Origin of the sequence: Azospirillum sp. CT11-132, from assembly GCF_047302835.1 — a bacterium.
GTDB lineage: Bacteria > Pseudomonadota > Alphaproteobacteria > Azospirillales > Azospirillaceae > Azospirillum.
On record NZ_JBGLZA010000001.1, the window covers coordinates 23,101 to 41,815 of the forward strand.

General features: G+C 67.4%; 22 protein-coding genes. 18 read left to right on the top strand and 4 right to left on the bottom strand.

Going from position 1 to position 18,715, the window contains the following annotated elements; all coding sequences use genetic code 11:
* From fliN to ACCD06_RS00145, 5 genes are all read left to right on the top strand, one after another.
* A complete protein-coding gene (gene fliN, locus ACCD06_RS00125; RefSeq protein ID WP_413337875.1) occupies nt 1-339 on the top strand; it encodes a flagellar motor switch protein FliN in 339 nt (112 codons plus the stop codon).
* A 143-nt stretch (nt 340-482) separates the two neighbouring features.
* On the top strand, nt 483-1,262 hold the full coding sequence (gene fliP / locus ACCD06_RS00130; protein ID WP_109157573.1) for a flagellar type III secretion system pore protein FliP: 780 nt from the start codon (nt 483-485) through the stop codon (nt 1,260-1,262).
* A 2-nt stretch (nt 1,263-1,264) separates the two neighbouring features.
* A complete protein-coding gene (locus tag ACCD06_RS00135) occupies nt 1,265-1,543 on the top strand; it encodes a hypothetical protein (RefSeq protein ID WP_413337878.1) in 279 nt (92 codons plus the stop codon).
* A 9-nt stretch (nt 1,544-1,552) separates the two neighbouring features.
* Nucleotides 1,553-2,581 carry a flagellar motor switch protein FliG gene (locus ACCD06_RS00140; RefSeq protein WP_413337880.1) on the top strand — a complete coding sequence of 343 codons (1,029 nt, stop codon included), beginning with the start codon at nt 1,553-1,555 and terminating at the stop codon, nt 2,579-2,581.
* 30 nt (nt 2,582-2,611) lie between these two features.
* Nucleotides 2,612-3,322, top strand: a complete 711-nt coding sequence (locus tag ACCD06_RS00145; RefSeq protein WP_413337881.1) for a hypothetical protein — start codon at nt 2,612-2,614, stop codon at nt 3,320-3,322.
* A 41-nt stretch (nt 3,323-3,363) separates the two neighbouring features.
* On the opposite strand, the gene ACCD06_RS00150 is transcribed toward ACCD06_RS00145, so the two are convergent.
* Nucleotides 3,364-3,807, bottom strand: a complete 444-nt coding sequence (locus ACCD06_RS00150) for a hypothetical protein (protein ID WP_413337883.1) — start codon at nt 3,805-3,807, stop codon at nt 3,364-3,366.
* A 388-nt stretch (nt 3,808-4,195) separates the two neighbouring features.
* On the opposite strand from ACCD06_RS00150, the gene ACCD06_RS00155 reads away from it, so the two are divergent.
* From ACCD06_RS00155 to ACCD06_RS00190, 8 genes are all read left to right on the top strand, one after another.
* A complete protein-coding gene (locus ACCD06_RS00155; protein ID WP_109154035.1) occupies nt 4,196-5,020 on the top strand; it encodes a response regulator transcription factor in 825 nt (274 codons plus the stop codon).
* A gap of 173 nt (nt 5,021-5,193) precedes the next feature.
* Nucleotides 5,194-6,438 (top strand): flagellin, encoded by a 1,245-nt coding sequence (locus tag ACCD06_RS00160; RefSeq protein ID WP_109157568.1) that lies wholly within the window; start codon nt 5,194-5,196, stop codon nt 6,436-6,438.
* A 193-nt stretch (nt 6,439-6,631) separates the two neighbouring features.
* The gene (locus ACCD06_RS00165; protein WP_109157567.1) at nt 6,632-7,039 is read left to right on the top strand and encodes a flagellar biosynthesis regulator FlaF; all 408 of its coding nucleotides are present in this window, start codon (nt 6,632-6,634) and stop codon (nt 7,037-7,039) included.
* Nucleotides 7,029-7,493, top strand: coding sequence for a flagellar biosynthesis repressor FlbT (locus tag ACCD06_RS00170; protein WP_413337885.1), 465 nt, complete (start codon nt 7,029-7,031; stop codon nt 7,491-7,493). The genes ACCD06_RS00165 and ACCD06_RS00170 overlap by 11 nt, the downstream gene beginning before the upstream one ends.
* A gap of 4 nt (nt 7,494-7,497) precedes the next feature.
* On the top strand, nt 7,498-8,289 hold the full coding sequence (locus ACCD06_RS00175; protein ID WP_109154031.1) for a DUF1217 domain-containing protein: 792 nt from the start codon (nt 7,498-7,500) through the stop codon (nt 8,287-8,289).
* Nucleotides 8,290-8,327: 38 nt separating this feature from the next.
* Complete coding sequence (locus ACCD06_RS00180) at nt 8,328-9,491, top strand: hypothetical protein (RefSeq protein ID WP_413337887.1); 1,164 nt, start codon at nt 8,328-8,330, stop codon at nt 9,489-9,491.
* A 393-nt stretch (nt 9,492-9,884) separates the two neighbouring features.
* Nucleotides 9,885-11,231 (top strand): GTPase HflX, encoded by a 1,347-nt coding sequence (gene hflX, locus ACCD06_RS00185; protein WP_413337889.1) that lies wholly within the window; start codon nt 9,885-9,887, stop codon nt 11,229-11,231.
* 437 nt (nt 11,232-11,668) lie between these two features.
* The gene (locus ACCD06_RS00190) at nt 11,669-13,669 is read left to right on the top strand and encodes a BCCT family transporter (RefSeq protein WP_413337891.1); all 2,001 of its coding nucleotides are present in this window, start codon (nt 11,669-11,671) and stop codon (nt 13,667-13,669) included.
* 7 nt (nt 13,670-13,676) lie between these two features.
* On the opposite strand, the gene ACCD06_RS00195 is transcribed toward ACCD06_RS00190, so the two are convergent.
* The 3 genes from ACCD06_RS00195 to fliI form a co-directional block, all read right to left on the bottom strand.
* The gene (locus ACCD06_RS00195; protein WP_413337893.1) at nt 13,677-14,051 is read right to left on the bottom strand and encodes a YbaN family protein; all 375 of its coding nucleotides are present in this window, start codon (nt 14,049-14,051) and stop codon (nt 13,677-13,679) included.
* A 98-nt stretch (nt 14,052-14,149) separates the two neighbouring features.
* On the bottom strand, nt 14,150-14,740 hold the full coding sequence (locus tag ACCD06_RS00200) for a hypothetical protein (protein WP_413337895.1): 591 nt from the start codon (nt 14,738-14,740) through the stop codon (nt 14,150-14,152).
* Nucleotides 14,737-16,092, bottom strand: a complete 1,356-nt coding sequence (fliI, locus tag ACCD06_RS00205) for a flagellar protein export ATPase FliI (protein WP_413337897.1) — start codon at nt 16,090-16,092, stop codon at nt 14,737-14,739. Before fliI ends, ACCD06_RS00200 begins: the two co-directional genes overlap by 4 nt.
* A gap of 125 nt (nt 16,093-16,217) precedes the next feature.
* Between fliI and ACCD06_RS00210 the strand changes: the two genes are divergently transcribed.
* The 5 genes from ACCD06_RS00210 (at nt 16,218) to ACCD06_RS00230 (ending at nt 18,689) form a co-directional block, all read left to right on the top strand.
* Nucleotides 16,218-16,610: a flagellar biosynthesis protein FlgG gene (locus ACCD06_RS00210; RefSeq protein WP_109154025.1), complete on the top strand. Its 393-nt coding sequence runs from the start codon at nt 16,218-16,220 to the stop codon at nt 16,608-16,610.
* A gap of 40 nt (nt 16,611-16,650) precedes the next feature.
* Entirely contained in the window at nt 16,651-17,070 is a 420-nt protein-coding gene (flgC, locus tag ACCD06_RS00215; RefSeq protein ID WP_109157560.1) for a flagellar basal body rod protein FlgC, read from the top strand.
* Between the two features lie 11 nt (nt 17,071-17,081).
* Nucleotides 17,082-17,441, top strand: coding sequence for a flagellar hook-basal body complex protein FliE (locus ACCD06_RS00220; protein WP_413337900.1), 360 nt, complete (start codon nt 17,082-17,084; stop codon nt 17,439-17,441).
* A gap of 217 nt (nt 17,442-17,658) precedes the next feature.
* Entirely contained in the window at nt 17,659-17,925 is a 267-nt protein-coding gene (fliQ, locus tag ACCD06_RS00225; protein WP_085090915.1) for a flagellar biosynthesis protein FliQ, read from the top strand.
* Nucleotides 17,925-18,689, top strand: a complete 765-nt coding sequence (locus ACCD06_RS00230) for a lytic transglycosylase domain-containing protein (protein WP_413337902.1) — start codon at nt 17,925-17,927, stop codon at nt 18,687-18,689. The genes fliQ and ACCD06_RS00230 overlap by 1 nt, the downstream gene beginning before the upstream one ends.
* Nucleotides 18,690-18,715: the final 26 nt, after the last annotated feature.

Sequence of the window (18,715 nt, forward strand, 5' to 3'; positions counted from 1 at the left end):
ATGCCTCCCTTGAACCTCGACATGCTCGACGACGATTCCAAGCAGGCTGAGAAGGCCCCGGACAGGATTGGCGACAAGCCTTACGACGGCCCGATGAACGCGATCTACAACGTGCCGGTGGACGTTCAGGTCGTCCTTGGCCGCACCAGCATGCTGGTGGCGCAACTGCTGAAGCTCGGCCGCGGCGCCGTGCTGGAGCTGGAGCGCAAGGTGGACGAACCGGTCGAGGTCCTGGTCAACCACCGTCTGGTCGCGAGAGGCGAGGTGGTGATCGTCGAGGACCAGCGGCTGGGCGTGACCCTGACCGAGATCGTGCGCACGGAGCTGGAGATCGATTGAGCAGAATCCCCTCTCCCCCCCGGGGAGAGGGTTAGGGTGAGGGGGGCGCGCGGCGGCCCTTTCCCGAGAATCCTACTTATGCATCCCCCTCACCCCGACCCTCTCCCCGGGGGGGAGAGGGGGAACCCCCCGAAAGCCCCCGCATGCGCCTCCGCACCCTTGCCCTTCTCCTCGCCGCGACTCTCGCCGCCGGCCCCGCCGCGGCGGCCCCGCTCGACCTCGGCGCCTTGGGATCGCTGACGGATGGCGCTAGCCTGTCGGGGCGGATCGTCCAGGGCATCGTGCTGCTGACGGTGCTCAGCGTCGCGCCCGGTCTGCTCATCATGGTCACCTGCTTCACCCGCATCATCGTCGTGCTGTCGCTGCTGCGCTCCGCGCTCGGCCTGCAGCAGTCGCCGCCGAACATGGTGCTGGTCAGCCTCGCCATGTTCCTGACCTTCCACATCATGGGGCCGGTGATCGACAGCGCCTGGCAGGACGGCCTGCGCCCGCTGCTGAACGAGCAGGTCACCCAGGAACAGGGCTTGGAGCGCATGATCGAGCCCTTCCGCGGCTTCATGGCTTCCCACGTCCGCGAACGCGACCTCGCCGCCTTCGCCGCCTTCACGGCAAAGCCGAAGCCCGCGACCGAAACCACCGCCCCGGAGAAGGACGAGCGCCCGGTGACGGCGGAAAGCGTCGACCTGCGGCTGCTGATGCCGGCCTTCCTGCTGTCGGAGCTGCGCCGCGCCTTCGAGATCGGCTTCCTGTTGTTCCTGCCCTTCCTGGTGATCGACATGGTGGTGGCGGCGATCCTGATGGCGATGGGCATGATGATGCTGCCGCCGGTGATGATCGCGCTGCCCTTCAAGATCATCTTCTTCGTGCTGACCGACGGCTGGTTCCTGATCGCCGGCAGCCTGATCCGCTCCTACGGAGTGTGAGGATGGACGACCCGCGCGTCAGCCCAGAGCCTCCCGCCAGTCTCGCCGACAGCCTTCTCGCCCTGGCCCGCCGTCGCGGCGTCGCGGTGCCGGAGGACGGCTCGGTCTCCGGGCTGCTGTCCGCCCTCGACCCAAACCCGCTGATCCCGCACCCGCTGCTGCTGGTTGCAGGAGCGGTGATGGCGGTCGCCTTCCGCCACGACCGTGCTCTGGCCCTGCCGCCGGCCGACGCGTCCGGTACCGCCCCGCCCTCCGCCCCCTCCGCCGATTATTCCTTCTGAGGTGACGCCATGGGATCGCCGATCAAGATCCGTGAGAACTACAAGAGCCTGACCGGCATCGAGAAAAGCGCCGTCATCTTCCTGGCGCTGGGCGAGGAGCGCGGCTCGCGGCTGATGGAACGGCTGGACGAGGATGAAATCCGCCTCGTCAGCCGGGCGATGGCGACTCTCGGCAACGTCACCTCCAATCTGGTGGAGACGCTGATGCGCATCTTCACCGAACGCTTCGCCAATGCCGGGTCGGTCGTCGGTTCCTACGACAGCACGGAGCGGATGCTGAACCGCTTCCTGCCGGCCGACCGCGTGACGGAGATCATGGGCGAGATCCGCGGTCCCGCCGGCCGCACCATGTGGGAGAAGATGTCCAACGTGAACGAGGGGGTGCTCGCCAGCTATCTTGCCGGCGAATATCCCCAGACGGCGGCGGTCATCCTGTCCAAGATGCGCGCCGACCATGCCGCCAAGGTGCTGGTCCTGCTGCCCCCCGCCATCCGCACCGAGGTGATCGAGCGCATGATCCAGATCGAATCGGTGCAGCGCGAGGTGCTGCTGGACATCGAATCGATCCTGCACAACGAGTTCATGGCGAACTACGCCCGCACCCACGGCAACGATTCGCTGGAGCGGATGGCCGACATCTTCAACCGCATCGACCGCGAGACGCTGACCGAGATCTTCGACGATCTGGAAACGGTGATGCCGGAGCCGACCCAGCGCATCAAGCAGCTGATGTTCACCTTCGAGGATCTGATGCGGCTGGACCGCGTGTCGTTGCAGGCGGTGATCCGCCGTTGCGACACCGGTCAGCTCGCCATCGCGCTGAAGGGGGCGCCGGCACCCCAGCGCGACCATTTCCTGTCGGTGCTGTCGGAGCGCGCCCGCCTGATCCTGCTGGACGAGATCGAGAACATGGGCCCCTTGCGCATGCGCGACGTCAACGACGCCCAGGCGGAGATCGTCCGCGTCGCCAAGGCGATGGCCGACGACGGCACCATCATCATCCCGCAATCGGACGACACCGACACCGTCGTCTATTGAGCGGAGCGGCAGGCAATGGGAATCAACTGAATGGCCGGGCGCGACCTCGTCCCCCGGCATGTGCCGCCGCCGGAGCTGCTGGCCGCGCAGTTCGCCGCGACGCCGCCACCCGCCCCGCGCGCCACGGATGACGGCGACGAGGCCGGACCGCTCGTGCGCCGCCTGCTCGACCTGCTCGATTCGCTGTCGCCGGCCGATGCGGCGCTGGCGCGGGGATACCTGCCGCGCTGCGATTCGACCTTCGGTGCCGCGCTCGCCCTGTTCCTGGCGGCGACGGCGGACGGCTGCCGCGGCTGGCTGGGACCGGAGGCGGCGGCCCGGCTGGAGGATCTCGACGGCGGGCTGCTGCTCGACGACGGCGACCGGGCGCTGGCCTCGCGCTTCCAGCCGGTGGACGGACGGCTGTGGCGGCTGTCGCGCGTGCCGCTTCTGGACAGCGACGACAGCCTGCTGTGCGCCGTCGGCATCGAAGACGGCCTGTCCGACCGCATCACCCTGGTGCTGCAGGCCCGGCCGCAGCGGTTGGGTCCGGTGCAACTGATGGCGACGCTCTCCGGCCGCCGGCTGGACGTGACCCTGCGTCTGGCGGCGGGATTGCCGTCCTCCGCCCTGGCCGACCTTTACGAGACCTTCCGCGCCGCCCTGACCGACTGCCGGCTGGACGGCGCGCTGACCGTCGGCCCGCTGGCCGACGCCTGGCTGGGGCTGGACCGCCCCCTGTCGTCCGATCTGGCGCTGTGAAAAGGCTCCCTCTCCCGCCCCGGGAGAGGGCGATTTACCCCTCAAATCTCCCCGACCGGCCTGATCTGGGTCGGCCCGCCCGGAGCGGGTAGCGGCGGCGGCAGCGTCCGCAGCGAGGCGCTGGCGGCCTCGCGCATCGCAGCATATCCGTCCTCGGGGAAGCGGTGGATCAGCGTCCGGTAGGACGCGCGCGCCACCTCCGTGCAGTTCAGAATCCGGAATTGGTCGCCCTGGCGCAGCAGGGCCACGGCCTCGTCGGTCTTCGGATGGCCGGCGATCGACGACGCCACCGCATACCACCGTCCATAGGCCGACCACATGTCGCGCACCGCATCGCCGTCGCATTGACCGGCGGTGAGCGCTTTTTCAAGGGCTTGGCGGTAATCGCTGTCGGGTGCCTGCGACAATTGCGCACAGCCCGCCAGCGCGGACAGGCAAGCAGCGGCGACCGCCGCCGGCAAGACGGGTGCCTTCGTTCCGGACATGGAACCTCCTCAAACGCGGATGCCCGGCGACGCTAGGGCATCAGGGTTAAACCAGCGTTCATATTCATGAGGAGTGGTTTTCCACCCGATTACTGTCGTTAACCATGGCCGGCGAGATGAGTGCTGGTTGCTTGTGATGATCATTATAAAGTCGCGCCGAATTTCAAAGTAAAACCCGTGTTACATAAAAATTTATCCAGTGTTTATCCAAACGAAAATATTAAAACGGGGTAAAACGCTCGAATGTCCTATATCAACTCGGCTACCCCAAAGTGTTGACACATAGCCTTTCGATGGGTTCTTTTGAGGCTGTGATAAGCATGTGACATCAACGCAATTGCGTAAAAATCAATGCTTTATCTGCGCTTGCTCGACAATGGAGAATCCAATGCAGGCTTTGCTGATTGAGCCAGCCGATCTGATCGCCGACGCCATCGGTAAGCAACTCGCCCTGTGCAAGGTTAACCATGACCGTTTGGACCTGAATGGCCTGCGCGATCTGGTGGGCGGGCATGGCTCCATCGACATCGGACATGACGCGATCATCATCGGCGACGTCGGCGATACCGAGGCCTGCGTTGCCATGCTCCGCGCCCGCAACGTGACCGCCGCGATCATCTGCCTGATCGAACGCCGCTGCGCCAACACCACCGCCGGCATCCTGCGGGCCGGGGCGGACGACGTGCTGGTGAAGCCGGTGGTCAGCACCGAGATCCGCGCCCGGCTGGAGGCGATCCGCCGCCGTTCCTACGGGCTGACCAGCAACGCGGTGACGGTCGGCCGCCTGACCGTCTTCCTCGACGGCCGCGACCCGGAGGTGGACGGCGAGCGCCTGCGCCTCAGCCAGCGGGAGCACGCGATCCTGTCGGTGCTGGCCCTCAACCACCGCCGCGTGGTGTCGAAGGAACACATCTACGAGGAGGTCTACGGCCTGTCCGGCTCCGACCCGCTCGACAAGGTGATCGACGTCTATATCTGCAAGCTGCGCAAGAAGATCGACACGGCGACCGGCGGCGGCCGGTACATCGAGACCGTCTATGGCCGCGGCTACAAGTTCGAGGCGCCGCCCGACCATGTCGCTCCCGACCGCGCCCAGCTGATGCTGGACCGCTGGTCGAGCGCCGGCGGGCTGGCCGGCCCCCGCGTGCCCTTCATCCCGCCGGTGGTGCCGCGCAGCGCCGCCCCCGCCGCCACCCGCGCCATCGGCCGTTGAGCGGCGCCGACCACCCCGTCCGTCCCGAACACGTGCGATTTTTTACTCCGGCTTAAACCGGCTCGGTCATCCTCGAATTTGCCGCTCGCGCCCCCGCACACTGGATCGGGAAGGCCGGCGCGAATGGCCCCGGCGTCAGAAAGGCGCCATGCATCTCGCGAATGGAGATACCCATGGCCTCGATTATGACGAACACCTCCGCCATGACCGCGCTGCAGACCCTGCGTCGCGTGACCGGGGATCTGGAGACCACGCAGGACCGCATCTCGACCGGCCTGAAGGTGAACAACGCCAAGGACAACGCCGCCTACTGGTCGATCGCCACCACCATGAAGGCCGACGTCGCCGGCTTCAAGGCGGTAAAGGAATCGCTGGAGCTGGGGTCCGGCACCACCAACACCGCGTCGGTGGCCTCCAAGAACATCGTCGAGAACCTGCAGACGCTGAAGGCCCGCGTCATCGCCGGCCAGACCAACGGCGTCGACAAGTCGCTGATCCAGAACGACGTCGACCAGCTGGTGAAGCTGATCAAGGGCGCCGCCGCCGACGCCTCCTTCAACGGCGACAACCTGCTGCGCGTGGCCTACTCCAACGACGGCACGGCCAAGGACAAGAACGTCGCCATCCTGGCGTCGCTGAGCCGCAGCGACGGCAGCGTCGATCCGAGCTACATCGAATTCCAGCGCCAGGACATGCGCGTGGAATCGATCGTCGGCAAGGCCACCATCGAGCAGCAGGTCGATTCGACCAACGCCACCAAGGCCAAGGTCGACATCAAGCTCGGCGCCCCCGGCGACACCTTCATCGACGGCCAGAATCTCGGCCTCGGCAGCCTGACGCTGACCGTGACCAAGGAGGACGGCACCAAGGCCGATGTGACGGTCGACCTGTCGGCCCAGACCTACGACACCGATCTGGCGACCACCCAGGGCAACATCGCCACGGCGGTGAACACGGCCCTGACCGCCGCCGGCGGTGACTTCCAGGTCGCCTTCACCGGCGACACGCTGACCTTCACCGACCAGGACAAGAACACCGACGGCAACTTCACCGCCCAGGTGTCCGGACTGTGGGTCGGCTCGAAGGAGAGCGACGCCTTCGGCGGCCTCGCCGATCTGACCCAGATCGACGTGGTCAACAACTCCAAGAAGTCGCTCGAGGTCATCAACAAGCTGCTCGACAGCGCCATCGGCAAGGCGTCGGTCATCGGCTCGATCGAGAACCGCGTGTCGGTGCAGAACGACTTCGTGTCGAAGCTGACCGACTCGATGAACAAGGGCATCGGCGCCCTGGTCGACGCCGACATGAACGAGGAATCGAGCCGCCTGCAGGCCCTCCAAGTCCAGCAGCAGCTCGCCATCCAGGCTCTGTCGATCGCCAACCAGGGTCCGCAGAACATCCTGTCGCTGTTCCGCTAAGTCCCTGACGGGCGGCGCCATTGTCCAATCCCCTGGACAATGGCGCCGCCCCGTCGGCCATGCCCGTTCACACTGCCCGCAGCAGGAGCGGAGCGGGCATCGCCGACGGCCGGCCATTCGCCCGTCCTCAAAAAGACCCACCGCAACCGGTCCGGCATCCCGCCGCCAAGGACCCCACCGCAGGGGTGCGCCCATGAGCATCGCCGCCTACCACCAGACCATCGCCGAGTGCGACGATCCGCGAAAGATCGAGTACCGGGTGTTCCTGCGGATCACCCTGGCGTTGGAGAACAACCGCGACGCCGACTGGCGCTCCGCCGCGCTGAAGGACGCGCTGTGGCGGAACCTGGAGCTATGGAACGCGCTGCGCGCCGACCTGCTGGAGGACGGCAACGCCCTGCCGGAGGCGTTGCGCGCCGGTCTGGTCTCGCTGTCCTTCGCGGTGAACCGCAACACCCAGCGGGTGCTGCGCGGCGAGGGCGGCATCGACCTGCTGCTCCACATCAACCGCTCGGTGATGCAGGGCCTGCAAGGGGCGGCGCAGGCCACCGCGCAGCCCGCGCTGGAACTGGCGACGGAGGATCTGTCCTATGGCACTTAAGCTGCGCCTGAAGCCGTGCGAGCGGGTGGTCATCAACGGCTGCGTCGTGCAGAACGAGAACCGCCGCTACACCCTGACCATCTCCAATTTCGCCCAGATCATCCGCGGCAGCGACATCCTGCAGGAAGAGGATGCGGTGACCCCGGTGCGCCGCGCGTATTTCCTGATCCAGAGCATGCTGCTCGACCCCACCGTCGCCGCCAACGGCAGCGGTGCGGCGGCGGAGATGATGGCGCAGCTCTACACCACCTTCACCCGTCCGGACATCCAGGACCGCATCGCCCGCGCCATGGGCCATATCGGCGAGCGCGACTATTACAAGGCGCTGTCCGCCCTGCGTCCGGTGATGGAGTATGAAGGCACGCTGCTGTCGCCGCCCCCCTCCGCTCCGGCGCCGTCCATCCAGGCCCCTTCCATCCAGACGGACGGCATCGGCCACCACGCGGGGAGCTAAGGCCATGACGACGCTGGTCGATCTGCGCATGGTCAGCAAGAACCACGACCGCTACGAACAGGCGGTGCGCAGCCGCCCGGCGGTGCAGCGCGCCATCTCCTATTTCCAGGACAACATCGGCAAGATCACCAGCACCGAAGACTTCATGAAGGACGACAAGCTCTATCGCTTCGTCCTGGACGCCTTCGACCTGGGCAGTCAGGCGAAGTCGCGCGGCCTGATCCGCAAGGTTCTGGAAGAGGGGGTGAGCGACCAGTATTCCACCGCCAACCGGATGAGCGACACCAAGTTCCGCGAGATGGCGACCGTCCTCGGCTTCGCCGAAAACGGCGGCGACAACCTGAAGCAGCCGGCCGTCGTCCAGGCGATCATCGACCGCTACGTCAACGTGACGCTGGAGGTCGAGTCTGAGGACAGGAACCCGGCGGTGCGCCTCGGCCTCTATTTCCAGCGGCGGTCGTCGAACATCTCCAACTGGTACCAGGTGATGGCCGACAATGCCCTGCGCAAGGTGGTCTACACCACGCTGGGGCTGCCGGACCAGACGGCGCTGCTGGACGTCGACAAGCAGAAGGCGCTGCTGGAAAAGCGCATGGACATCGCCGACCTGAAGAGCCCGGAGAAGGTCGCCAAGTTCCTCGACCGCTTCGCCGCGATGTACGACATGCAGAATGGCGGCGCCACCGCGACCGCCGCCATGCCGTCGATCGGCCCGATCTCCCGCAATGGCCGGGCCTCGGTCATCTCCATCGATCCGTCCATCACCATGACGCTGATGAGGTTCCCGCGCTTCTGACAGGCCGCGGGGCTCGGCCAAGCGGGAGGAGTCCAGCCGTGCAGCCGCCAGCCGGCACCCCCCAGGACCGCAGGTCCGGCGACCTACAAGACCGCAGGTCCGGCGACCTACAAGACCGCAATCGCCGCGACCGCATCCGCCCGCCCGCCACCACCGGAGCCGCCGCCGTGCATTTGCGCGGGGCCTCGACGGCGGAGGAGGATGACGGGCGCGACGCCCTGCACATCCTGCCCCTGTCGATCCTGCCGCTGGAAACGCCGGGACTGCGCCGGGCGCGGCTGATCAAGAATGTCCGGCTGGAGACGGTGGCGGAGCTGTTCAACGACGCCCAGACCGGCAGCGGCCAGATCGGCCTCGACCAATTATCGAAATGCTTCGGCATCGACGGCCCGGAGCTTCGCCGCGACCTGCGCAAGATCGTCCGGATCGGCGAGGCCGCCAGCTTCGACGTCTACAGCCTGCGGCTTGAGCTTCGCCGCCTGAACATCGACGTGGAGGGGGCGGACGCGCTGCGCCTGTCGGCCGCCAAGCGGGCGGAGCTGACCAGCTACATGCGCGTCTTCACCCGGCCGCTGGTGGAGCATGTCTATGGCGTGCAGGGGGCGGACATCGCCAGCATGGACGAGCTGGTCCGCCTGTTCGCCCAACCCGACCTGGAGGAGGCGCGGCGCCGGCTGCAGATGACCGCCGACCGTCTCGACATCCCCTTGCAGGAGATCCCGGCCTTCCTGGAGGAATATGCCGACATCTTCCTGTCGCTGGCCTATTTCAAGCGCTGCCTGGACGACATCGTTCCTGACGTGCAGGGCTTCCTCGGCTGGATGGCCGAGCTGTTCCAGGTCAGCGAGGTGCGGCGCGATGTCCGCCAGCGCCGCATGCTGGACGAGATCGGCCACGATTTGACCGACATCGCCACCTCGATCACCGGGCGGTTCGAGAGCTTCGACAACCGCTCCCGCGATTTCTGGCGCGACATCAACCCGGAGAGCTTCCGCAGCATCCGCGACCTGATCGTCACCCACCACCTGACCATCGGCGGCGTGCTGTGCGGCTTGGCGGTGAAGATGAATCTGTGGAAGCACCGCTTCGCCCGCGGCGGCGGCCCGGTGCGCCGGCTGGAGTTCATCCGTTCGGAAATCCTCCCCGGACTGGCCCACATCAAGACCATCGAACAGGCGTCGCGCAACAACATGGGCCGGTGAGGGGGAGACTCCTGTTACGCCTTCTCCCGTCCCGGGAGAGGGCGCATACCGCCAAACTTCCCCAAAAAATCCTTCGCACGCCCTTGTTCCAAGCGCCCAAGTCCACATCTATCCCCGTACGACCCCCGCGTCACGAGGCCGCCTTCCCGGCCGGCGCGGCAACTTCGGTGACTTCCCTTGATCTAAGTTCCCCGGTTCGGCCTCCCGCCTCGGGTGTGCCGACGCTCTCCTCTCCGACCCCGTGACGCGCAGGCCGCCGCGACCCTCCCCCGTGCCGTGGCGCCACCGGTGGGGTCGGAGAGGACCCTTTCTTCCCAAATTCCGAGCTTCGCATCCGCGAGGGATGCGCGCATGCCCCCACGCATCCGGCGTCGGGGCGGACAAAGGAGCCTCATGGGCACGCATCAGACCACCGATTTGAAAACCACCGACACCCCGCGGTCCGCTTTGGGCCGCGCCCTCGTCCTCCACCCGGTCCTGCGCGGGGCCGAGACCGACCGCAGCCCCGACGCCTCGCTGGAGGAAGTGGTCGGCCTTGCCGCGGCCATCGACCTCGACGTGGCGCAGTCCGCTGTCGTCAAGGTCAACCAGCCGCGCCCGGCCACCCTGCTGGGCGGCGGCGCCATCGAGCAGTATGCCAAGCTGATCGAAGACGCGCGCGAGGCGGACGAGGCCATCGACCTCGTCATCGTCGACCATGCGCTGACCCCGGTGCAGCAGCGCAACCTGGAGAGGGCGTTCGGCGCCAAGGTCATCGACCGCACCGGCCTGATCCTGGAGATCTTCGGCGCCCGCGCCCGCACCCATGAAGGCCAGCTTCAGGTCGAACTGGCGTCGCTGAGCTACCAAAAGTCGCGGCTGGTGCGGTCCTGGACCCACTTGGAACGCCAGCGCGGCGGCTTCGGCTTCCTCGGCGGCCCCGGTGAATCGCAGCTGGAGCTTGACCGCCGCCTGATCGGCAACCGCATCGTCAAGATCAAGCGGGAACTGGACGACGTCCGCCGCACCCGCGGCCTGCACCGCAAGGCGCGCGCCAAGGTGCCGTATCCGGTGGTGGCGCTGGTCGGCTACACCAACGCCGGCAAGTCCACCCTGTTCAACCGGATGGCCGGCGCCGAGGTGTTCGCGAAGGACTTGCTGTTCGCCACGCTCGACCCGACCATGCGTCAGGTGGTGCTGCCGTCCGGGCGCAAGGTGATCCTGTCCGACACGGTCGGTTTCATCTCCGACCTGCCGACCCATCTGGTCGCGGCCTTCCGCGCCACGTTGGAGGAGGTGCAGTCGGCCGACATCATCCTGCATGTCCGCGACATCGCCCACCCCGACACCGAGGCCCAGAAGGCCGACGTGGAGGCGATCCTGGCCGATCTCGGCATCGATCCGGAGCGCGACCCGCGCGTGGTCGAGGTCGCCAACAAGATCGACCTGCTGGAGGGGGCGGAGCTTGACGCCGTGCTCGCCCGCGCCGGGCGGACCGGCAACGCCTGCGCGGTGTCCGCCGCGACCGGCGGGCGGCTGGACACGCTGTTCCGCATTCTCGACGACCGGATGACCGCCGGCCGCGAGCTGGTGGAACTGGATGTCGCGCATGGCGACGGCGCGACTCTCGCCTGGCTCTACGCCCATGGCGAAGTGGTCGGCCGCCGCGACGACGACAGCCACGCCCATCTGCGGGTGGCCATCGAGCCGGCGACGCTGGCCCGGATGGCCCATCTCGGGCAGGACCGCGTCGCCGCCTGACTGGCGGATCGAGGGCGGAAGGGAAGGGGCTGCCGGAAACGGCGGCCCTTTTTCTTTGTCCCCACCCTGGATTACGGAGTGGGAATTTCTGTATTGATCATCAGGACTTTGCGAATAGAGAGCAGGTCCTTCACAAACGACCGTTTATTTCTTGATATTCAGGCGCCTATAATAAGAAAGATGGCAGTTACTGAGAGGTTGCCGGTGCAAAATGATCTCATGGATCAGGTCAAGATGTTTGACGACGCCCGGAAAATATGTATGATCCCGCGCTTCGATTTGTGCGAATTCGATATTCGCGCGATGCGAGCAGTTCGCGTACGGATGCCGATCACTGGCTTTTCCTGGCAGGCTCGCAACATTCACTCACCCGCGTCGTTGTGTTGTCAGCGTCTCGACACGCTTACGCTTGGGCGGGTTTGTTTCGGAGTGCCAATATGCATGGGATCAACAAAACCGTATCTTTTACAGCCGGTGGGATAATTCTTCTTTTCGTCGCGGTGGCGGCGTTGTTCACCGAACCGTTCGGCGCCCGCGTTTCGGCGGTGCAGGCCGCCATCGTCGGGAATTTCGGCTGGTTCTATGTCCTGACCGTCGCCGGATTCCTGCTGTTCGCCCTGTGGCTCTTCATCAGCCCCTACAGCGCGATCAAGCTCGGCAAGGACGATGACGAGCCGGAATTCAGCTATCCCACATGGTTCGCCATGCTGTTCAGTGCCGGCATGGGCATCGGCCTGCTGTTCTATGGCGTCGCCGAGCCGATGCTGCATTTCTCCAACCCGCGCGTCGGCGAAGGCGGAACGCCGGACGCCGCGCGCGAGGCGATGAATCTGGCCTTCCTGCATTGGGGCCTGCATGCCTGGGGCATCTACATCGTCGTCGGGCTGGCTTTGGGTTATTTCGCCTATCGCCACGATCTGCCGCTGACGATCCGCTCGGCGCTCTACCCCCTGCTCGGCGACCGTATCCGCGGCTGGCCCGGCCATATCGTCGACATCGTCGCCATCTTCGGCACGCTGTTCGGCATCGCCACCTCGCTTGGCCTCGGCGTCATGCAGATCAACGCGGGGCTTGAGTATCTGGGATTGCTCAGCGTCGGCACGGTGCAGCAGATGGTGCTGATCGCCGTCATCACCGCGATCGCCACCGCATCCGCCGTCAGCGGCGTCGGCAAGGGCATCCGCCGCCTGAGCGAACTGAACATGCTGGCCGGGCTTCTGCTGCTGGCCTTCGTCTTCCTGCTCGGCCCGACGGTCTTCCTGCTGTCCACTTTGGTCGAGAATATCGGCCGCTATCTGTGGACGCTTCCCTTCACCAGTTTCCGCACGCTGCCCTATTCCGGCGCCGAATGGCAGGCCAGCTGGACCATGTTCTATTGGGGCTGGTGGATTTCCTGGGCGCCCTTCGTCGGCATGTTCATCGCGCGGGTGTCGCGCGGCCGCACCATCCGCGAATTCATCGGCGGCGTGCTGTTCGCGCCGGTCGCCCTGACCTTCGTCTGGTTCACCGTGTTCGGCGAAACCGCCATCCACATCGAGATGTTCGAAGGCGGCGGCATGGCCAAGGCGGTGGCCGACAGCGTGCCCACCGCACTGTTCGTCATGCTGGACCGCCTGCCCCTGAGTACGATCACCTCCGCCATCGGCACGCTGATGGTCATCACCTTCTTCGTCACCTCGGCCGATTCCGGCGCGCTGGTCATCGACATCATCGGCTCCGGCGGCAACCAGGATCCGCCCATCGCCACCCGCGTCTTCTGGGCGGTGCTGTCCGGCGTCGTCGCAGCCATCCTGCTGCTGGTCGGCGGGCTGCAGGCGCTGCAGACGGCGGCGGTCACCACCGCGCTTCCCTTCGTGGTGGTCATGGTGCTGATGTGCATCAGTCTGGTGCTCAGCCTGCGCGAGGAGCGCAGCGTGGCGCTGGACCGGCGCACGATCCGCGAATCCATCGGCCCCGGCGCTCCCGCCGAAGGGGCCGTCCCGCAGCAGCCGGCGATCGACGGCGACTGGCGGCAGCGGCTGGCCGCGATGGTCGGCCGCCGGACCTCGGCGCAGGCGTCCCTTCCCCCCGGCGGCACGGCGGCACGGCAGGAGGTCGCCCGCTTCATCGTCGAGACGGTCCAGCCGGCGCTGCGCGACGTGGCGCTGGAGCTGGAACGGCACGGCCGGCGCGTCGAGATCGAGACGGGCGCCTTCAGCGCCGGCATCGCCGTGCTGCGCAACGGGGAGGAGGAGTTCTCCTACTCCATCCGCGCCCGCGCCTACCATCCGATGACCTTCGCCTTCCCGGAGATGCAGGACAACCGCGCGGCATGGCAGCGGCGCGTGGAGGTGATCCTGCGCGGTGGCCTTCACAAATACCTGCCGCCGGACCGCACCACCCGCGAGGCGATCACCCAGGACGTCGTCCACGAATACGGCAAGTGGCTGGGCTGGTGAGGGGAGCCTATCTGTCCGAAGGCGGCGGACGCGACACCACATACACAGCGGCCGCCGCCATCACCGCGCCGGTGCCGGCGAGCACCGGGTATCCGGGCGACGACAGGGCGAGCACGGCGAAGCTGGACGACATCCCGCCGACCGCCATGATCTTCGCCTTCACCGGAATGGCGCCGCGGTCCTGCCACTCGCGCACGGCAGGGCCGAACCGCGGGTCGTTGCGCATCCGCTCCCGCAATTCGGGATTGCTGCGGGCATAGGCCCAGCCGGCGACCAGCAGGAAGGGGACGGTCGGCAGGATGGGCAGGAACGCCCCGGCGGTGGCCAAGCCAACTGCTCCATGGCCGACCAGAAGCCACAGCCGCCGCCGTCCCTTACCCATGCGATTGCTTCCGTCCACTGCCCGACCGCCCACTCGTCATGCATCCCGGCTCCGGATCATTGAACCGTGCCAAGCGGCGCCGTGCAAGTCCGGGTTGGTCACCCTGCCTTGCGCACCACCCCCGGCGCGCCGGCCTTCGCCGTCGCCTCCAGGCTGTAGAGCTTCGCCAGCAGTTGCGGCGCCGACTGTTCGCCCGTCGGCACCGCTGCCGCCACGTCTCCCGCCGCTGCGCCGGACTTGCGCCGCAAAGCCTCCGCCAGCGATTGGGGGGAGGGCAGGGCGGGATCGCCGCCATTCCCACCGCCGGCCATCCAGGGCAGCGTCCCGGCCGGTGCACCCTCCGCCGCCGCCGTTTCCGTCCCATCCTCCAGCAAACTGCCGATATGGCCCAGCACGCTGTCGCCGGTAACCTCCTCGAACGCCACCATCGCGGCGCTGCCGATCAGGCCGGGCAGGCCGCCGAACAGGAAGCCGCCGGCCAGCCGCGCGGGGATCGAGATGCTCTCCCCCGTCGCCTCGCGATAGACCGACGACACCACGGGCAATTGCTGGAGCGGGTTGACCACGTCGAGCAGGTCGTCGAACCCGACGCTCATCCTGTCGGCCAGCGTTTCCTCCGGCTCATTGGATTTGCGTTGGGCGGTCGGCGGGGTGACAGCCTGGGCGGCCAGTCTCGTATTCACGCTCATGCATGGTCTCCGATGGCGGCGAGCAGAGCCTCCAGCCGCGCGAAACTCTCGGCGGAAGGGGAGGGGTCGTCCTTGCCCTGGCGCAGGAAGTCTTCCAGCTGCGGGTGCAGGTCGATGGCGGCGTCGGTTTCCGGATCGGTGCCGCGCTTGTAGGCGCCGAGCCGGATCATCTCCTTCATGCCGTCATAGGTGGCGGCCAGCGCGCGGGCGCGGCCGACGATGCGGTTCTCCCGCCCGTCATGGCAGCCGGGCAGGGTGCGCGACACGCTGCGCAGCAGATTGACGGCGGGATAGCGCCCCTGCTCGGCGATCTTGCGGTCCAGCACCAGATGCCCGTCGAGGATGCCGCGCACCGCGTCGGCGATGGGTTCGTCATGGTCGTCGCCGTCCACCAGCACGGTGAAGATGGCGGTGATGTCGCCCTCACCACTCCCTTCCGGCCCCGGCCCCGCCCGTTCCAGCAGGCGCGGCAGCTCGGCGAAGACGCTCGGCGGATAGCTCTTGGCGGTCGGCGGCTCTCCCGCGGCCAGCCCGATCTCGCGCTGGGCCATGGCGAAGCGGGTGACGCTGTCCATCAGGCACAGCACATGCTTGCCCCCCTGGCCTCCGGAATCCCGCAGCTCCTCGGCCACCGTCATCGTCAGCAGCGCCGCCTGACGGCGCATCAGCGGCGGCTCGTCCGACGTGGCGACGATGACGACGGAGCGCGCCAGCCCCTCCGGCCCCAGATCGTCCTGGATGAACTCGCGCACCTCGCGCCCGCGCTCGCCGATCAGGCCGATGACGATGGCGTCGGCCTCGGCATGGCGGGCGGCCATCGCCAGCAGGGTCGATTTGCCGACCCCCGACCCGGCGAAGACGCCCAGCCGCTGCCCACGGCACAGCGGGACGAAGCTGTCGATCACCCGGATGCCGCTGTCCAGCCGCGCCCCCACCCGCCGCCGGGCGCAGGCGGCCGGCGGCGGCTGGCGCAAGGCCCGCGGATGCTCGCCATTGACCAACGGACCCTTGCCGTCGATCGGCTCGCCCAGCGCGTTCACCACCCGGCCGAGCCATCCCGGACCGGGCCGCAGCATGAAGGCGGTGTCGTCGGTGACCGCGGCGCAGCCCTCCGCCACCCCGTCGAGGTTGTCGAAGGCCATCAGCAGAGAGCGGCCGTTGCGGAAGCCGATGGTCTCGCACAGCACGCGTCCGCCGCGCAGGGTTTCCGCATGGCATTTGTCGCCGACCGACAGCACGCGCTGCAGCCCGTCGACCTCCAGCGTCATTCCGGCGGCGGAGCGGATCTCCCCGCGCCACTGGCGCGTCGGCAGCCGGTCGAGTTCCGCCGCCAGGGTGGCGAGTGCCGGCATCGGCGCTGTCTCCATCATGCCTGTCGATGGGCACAGCCTAGAGCAGCGAATTTAAATCCGGTTTTAAACGGGCGGCCTCATCGTCCGCCTCGTGTTCCGGTGAGATGTGGTGGAACGAGGTCGCAATGGATTTGAGTAAAATCGGTTTATTCCAGCTTGCCGGTACGCGCCTCGACTATCTGGCGCAGCGGCAGAAGCTGATCGCCGAGAATGTCGTGAATGCCAACACGCCCGACTACCAGGCGCGCGACCTGAAATCCTTCGACAGCGTCATGGAAGGCATCCGCCCGGTGGAGACCGCCCGCACCTCCGGCCTGCATCTGGTCGGCAGCCGCGCCGCCACGCCCTACCGCGAGGAAGGCAAGGCGGGTTTGTGGGAATCGACCCCCAGCGGCAACGCGGTGTCGCTGGACCAGGAGATGATCAAGGGCAGCGAGACCCGCGACGCCTTCGCGCTGACCACCAGCCTGTTCCAGCGCAATGTGCAGATGCTGCGCATGGCCTGGAGAAATGGTTAAGGGCGAAACGGCTGACGGCTTTTTAGGACGGAGACGAGCGATGATGAACGATGTCCTCGGCGCCACGCTGAAGATCGCCGGCGCCGGGCTTCAGGCGCAATCGACCCGCCTGCGCGTGGTGGCGGAAAACCTCGCCAACGCCGACAGCACCGCCACCACCAAGGGCGGCGACCCCTATCGCCGCAAGACGGTGTCCTTCGACAGCGTGATGGACCGCGGCGTCGGGGCGGAGCTGGTGCAGGTCAAGCAGATCGGCCGCGACCGCAGCGACTTCCAGCTCGCCTACGACCCCTCGCACCCGGCGGCCGACGACAAGGGCTATGTCAAGAAGCCCAACGTCCAGCCGCTGATCGAGATGATGGACATGCGCGAAGCCGGCCGCGCCTTCGAGGCCAGCATGAACGTCATCGAACAGTCGCGCGCGATGATGAACCGCGTCGTCGACCTGCTGCGCAGCTGAGGAGCCGTCCCATGATCGAGATGTCCGTCGGCCGCGTCGCCGCCGCCTACGCCGCCAACCGCAGCCCCATCGCCAGCAGCCTCGCCGAGACCCAGGCGGCGACCTCGCCCCTGTCCGCCGCCAACGGGACCGACGCGGTGGCCGCCAGCGCCGAAAGCGATTTCGGCGGCTTCCTCGACAAGTCGATCTCGCAAGCGGTCGACACGCTGAAGGAGAGCGAGCGCGTCTCGCTCGCCGCCGTGTCGGGCAAGGCCAGCGCGCAGGACGTCGTGCGCTCGGTCTTGGCGGCGGAGATGACGGTGCAGAGCGTCGTCGCCATCCGCGACAAGATGGTGCAGGCGTACCAGGAGATCATGCGGATCGCGGTTTGAGCGTCGTCACTTGCCCCCACCCCGACCCTCCCCCGCTGGGCGGGGGAGGGGGACAGGAGCTTTGCCGGCGTACAGCGGCAGTCCCTCCCCCGCCCAGCTCTCGCACAAAGCTATGCTTTGTGCTGACGCGGCAGGCGGACCGTAGGTCCGCTGAGAGCGGGGGAGGTTAGGTGGGGGTCTAACGTCCCATTCCACACGAACTCCCAAGGATCCACCCATGAACCAGGCCGACGTGCTGGAGGTGCTGCGCAGCGGCATCTGGACGACCCTGCTGGTCGCGGCGCCGCCGCTGATCGTGGCGGTGGTGGTGGGCGTGTCGATCTCGCTGGTGCAGGCGCTGACCCAGGTGCAGGAGATGACGCTGACCTTCGTGCCGAAGATCGTCGCGATTCTGGTGGTGACGGTGCTGGCGCTGCCCTTCATGTACGGCACGCTCGCCACCTACGCCGACCGGCTGAGCGACCTGATCGTCGCCATCGACTGATGTTCCGGTTGCGAGCGGTCATCCCCCTTCTCGGGCTGCTCGTAAGTCCGGCCGGCGGTGCGGCGGCGCCACCGGCCAACCCCTCGCAGATCGGCGTGTGGAGCACCGCGCTCTACGCCCCGCCGCATCCGCCGTCCCAGTCTCCGGCCAAAGCCCTGCCGCCGGAAGCGCAATGCATCGCCGCCATCCTCGATGCGGAGAAGGCGGCCGGCATTTCCGATCACCTTCTGCTGGCGATGGGCTTTACCGAATCCGGCCGGCGGACGGAGGACCGGCTGTTCACCGCCTGGCCCTGGACCGTCAACACCGAGGGCCGCTCCCACTATTTCCCGACCCGCGACGCCGCCATCGCCTTCGTGCGCGAGACCCAGGCGCGCGGCGTCCAGTCCATCGACGTCGGCTGTCTGCAGGTGAACCTGCGCTGGCACCCCGACGCCTTCCCCGACCTCGCCACCGCCTTCGACCCGGTGGCCAACGCCCGCTATGCCGCGTCCTTCCTGTCGGCCCTGCGGCGAGACCACGGCTCGCTGGAGACGGCAATCGCCCGCTATCACTCCGCCCAGTCCGAGCGTGGCGAGGCCTATCGCCAGCGGGTGACCGGGAATCTGCGCTGGGTCGCCGGCGCGCTCGGCTATCTGGAGACGCTGGCCGCCGGCCCCGGCGGTTCCGCCCCGACCTGGACCGCGGCGGAGCGCGGGCGTCTCAGCTTCCTGTCCGGCCTGTTTGCCGACGGCCCGGCCCGCCCGCTGCTGCCGGCGCAATGACGGGCCAAGGGAGCCGTTTAAATCCC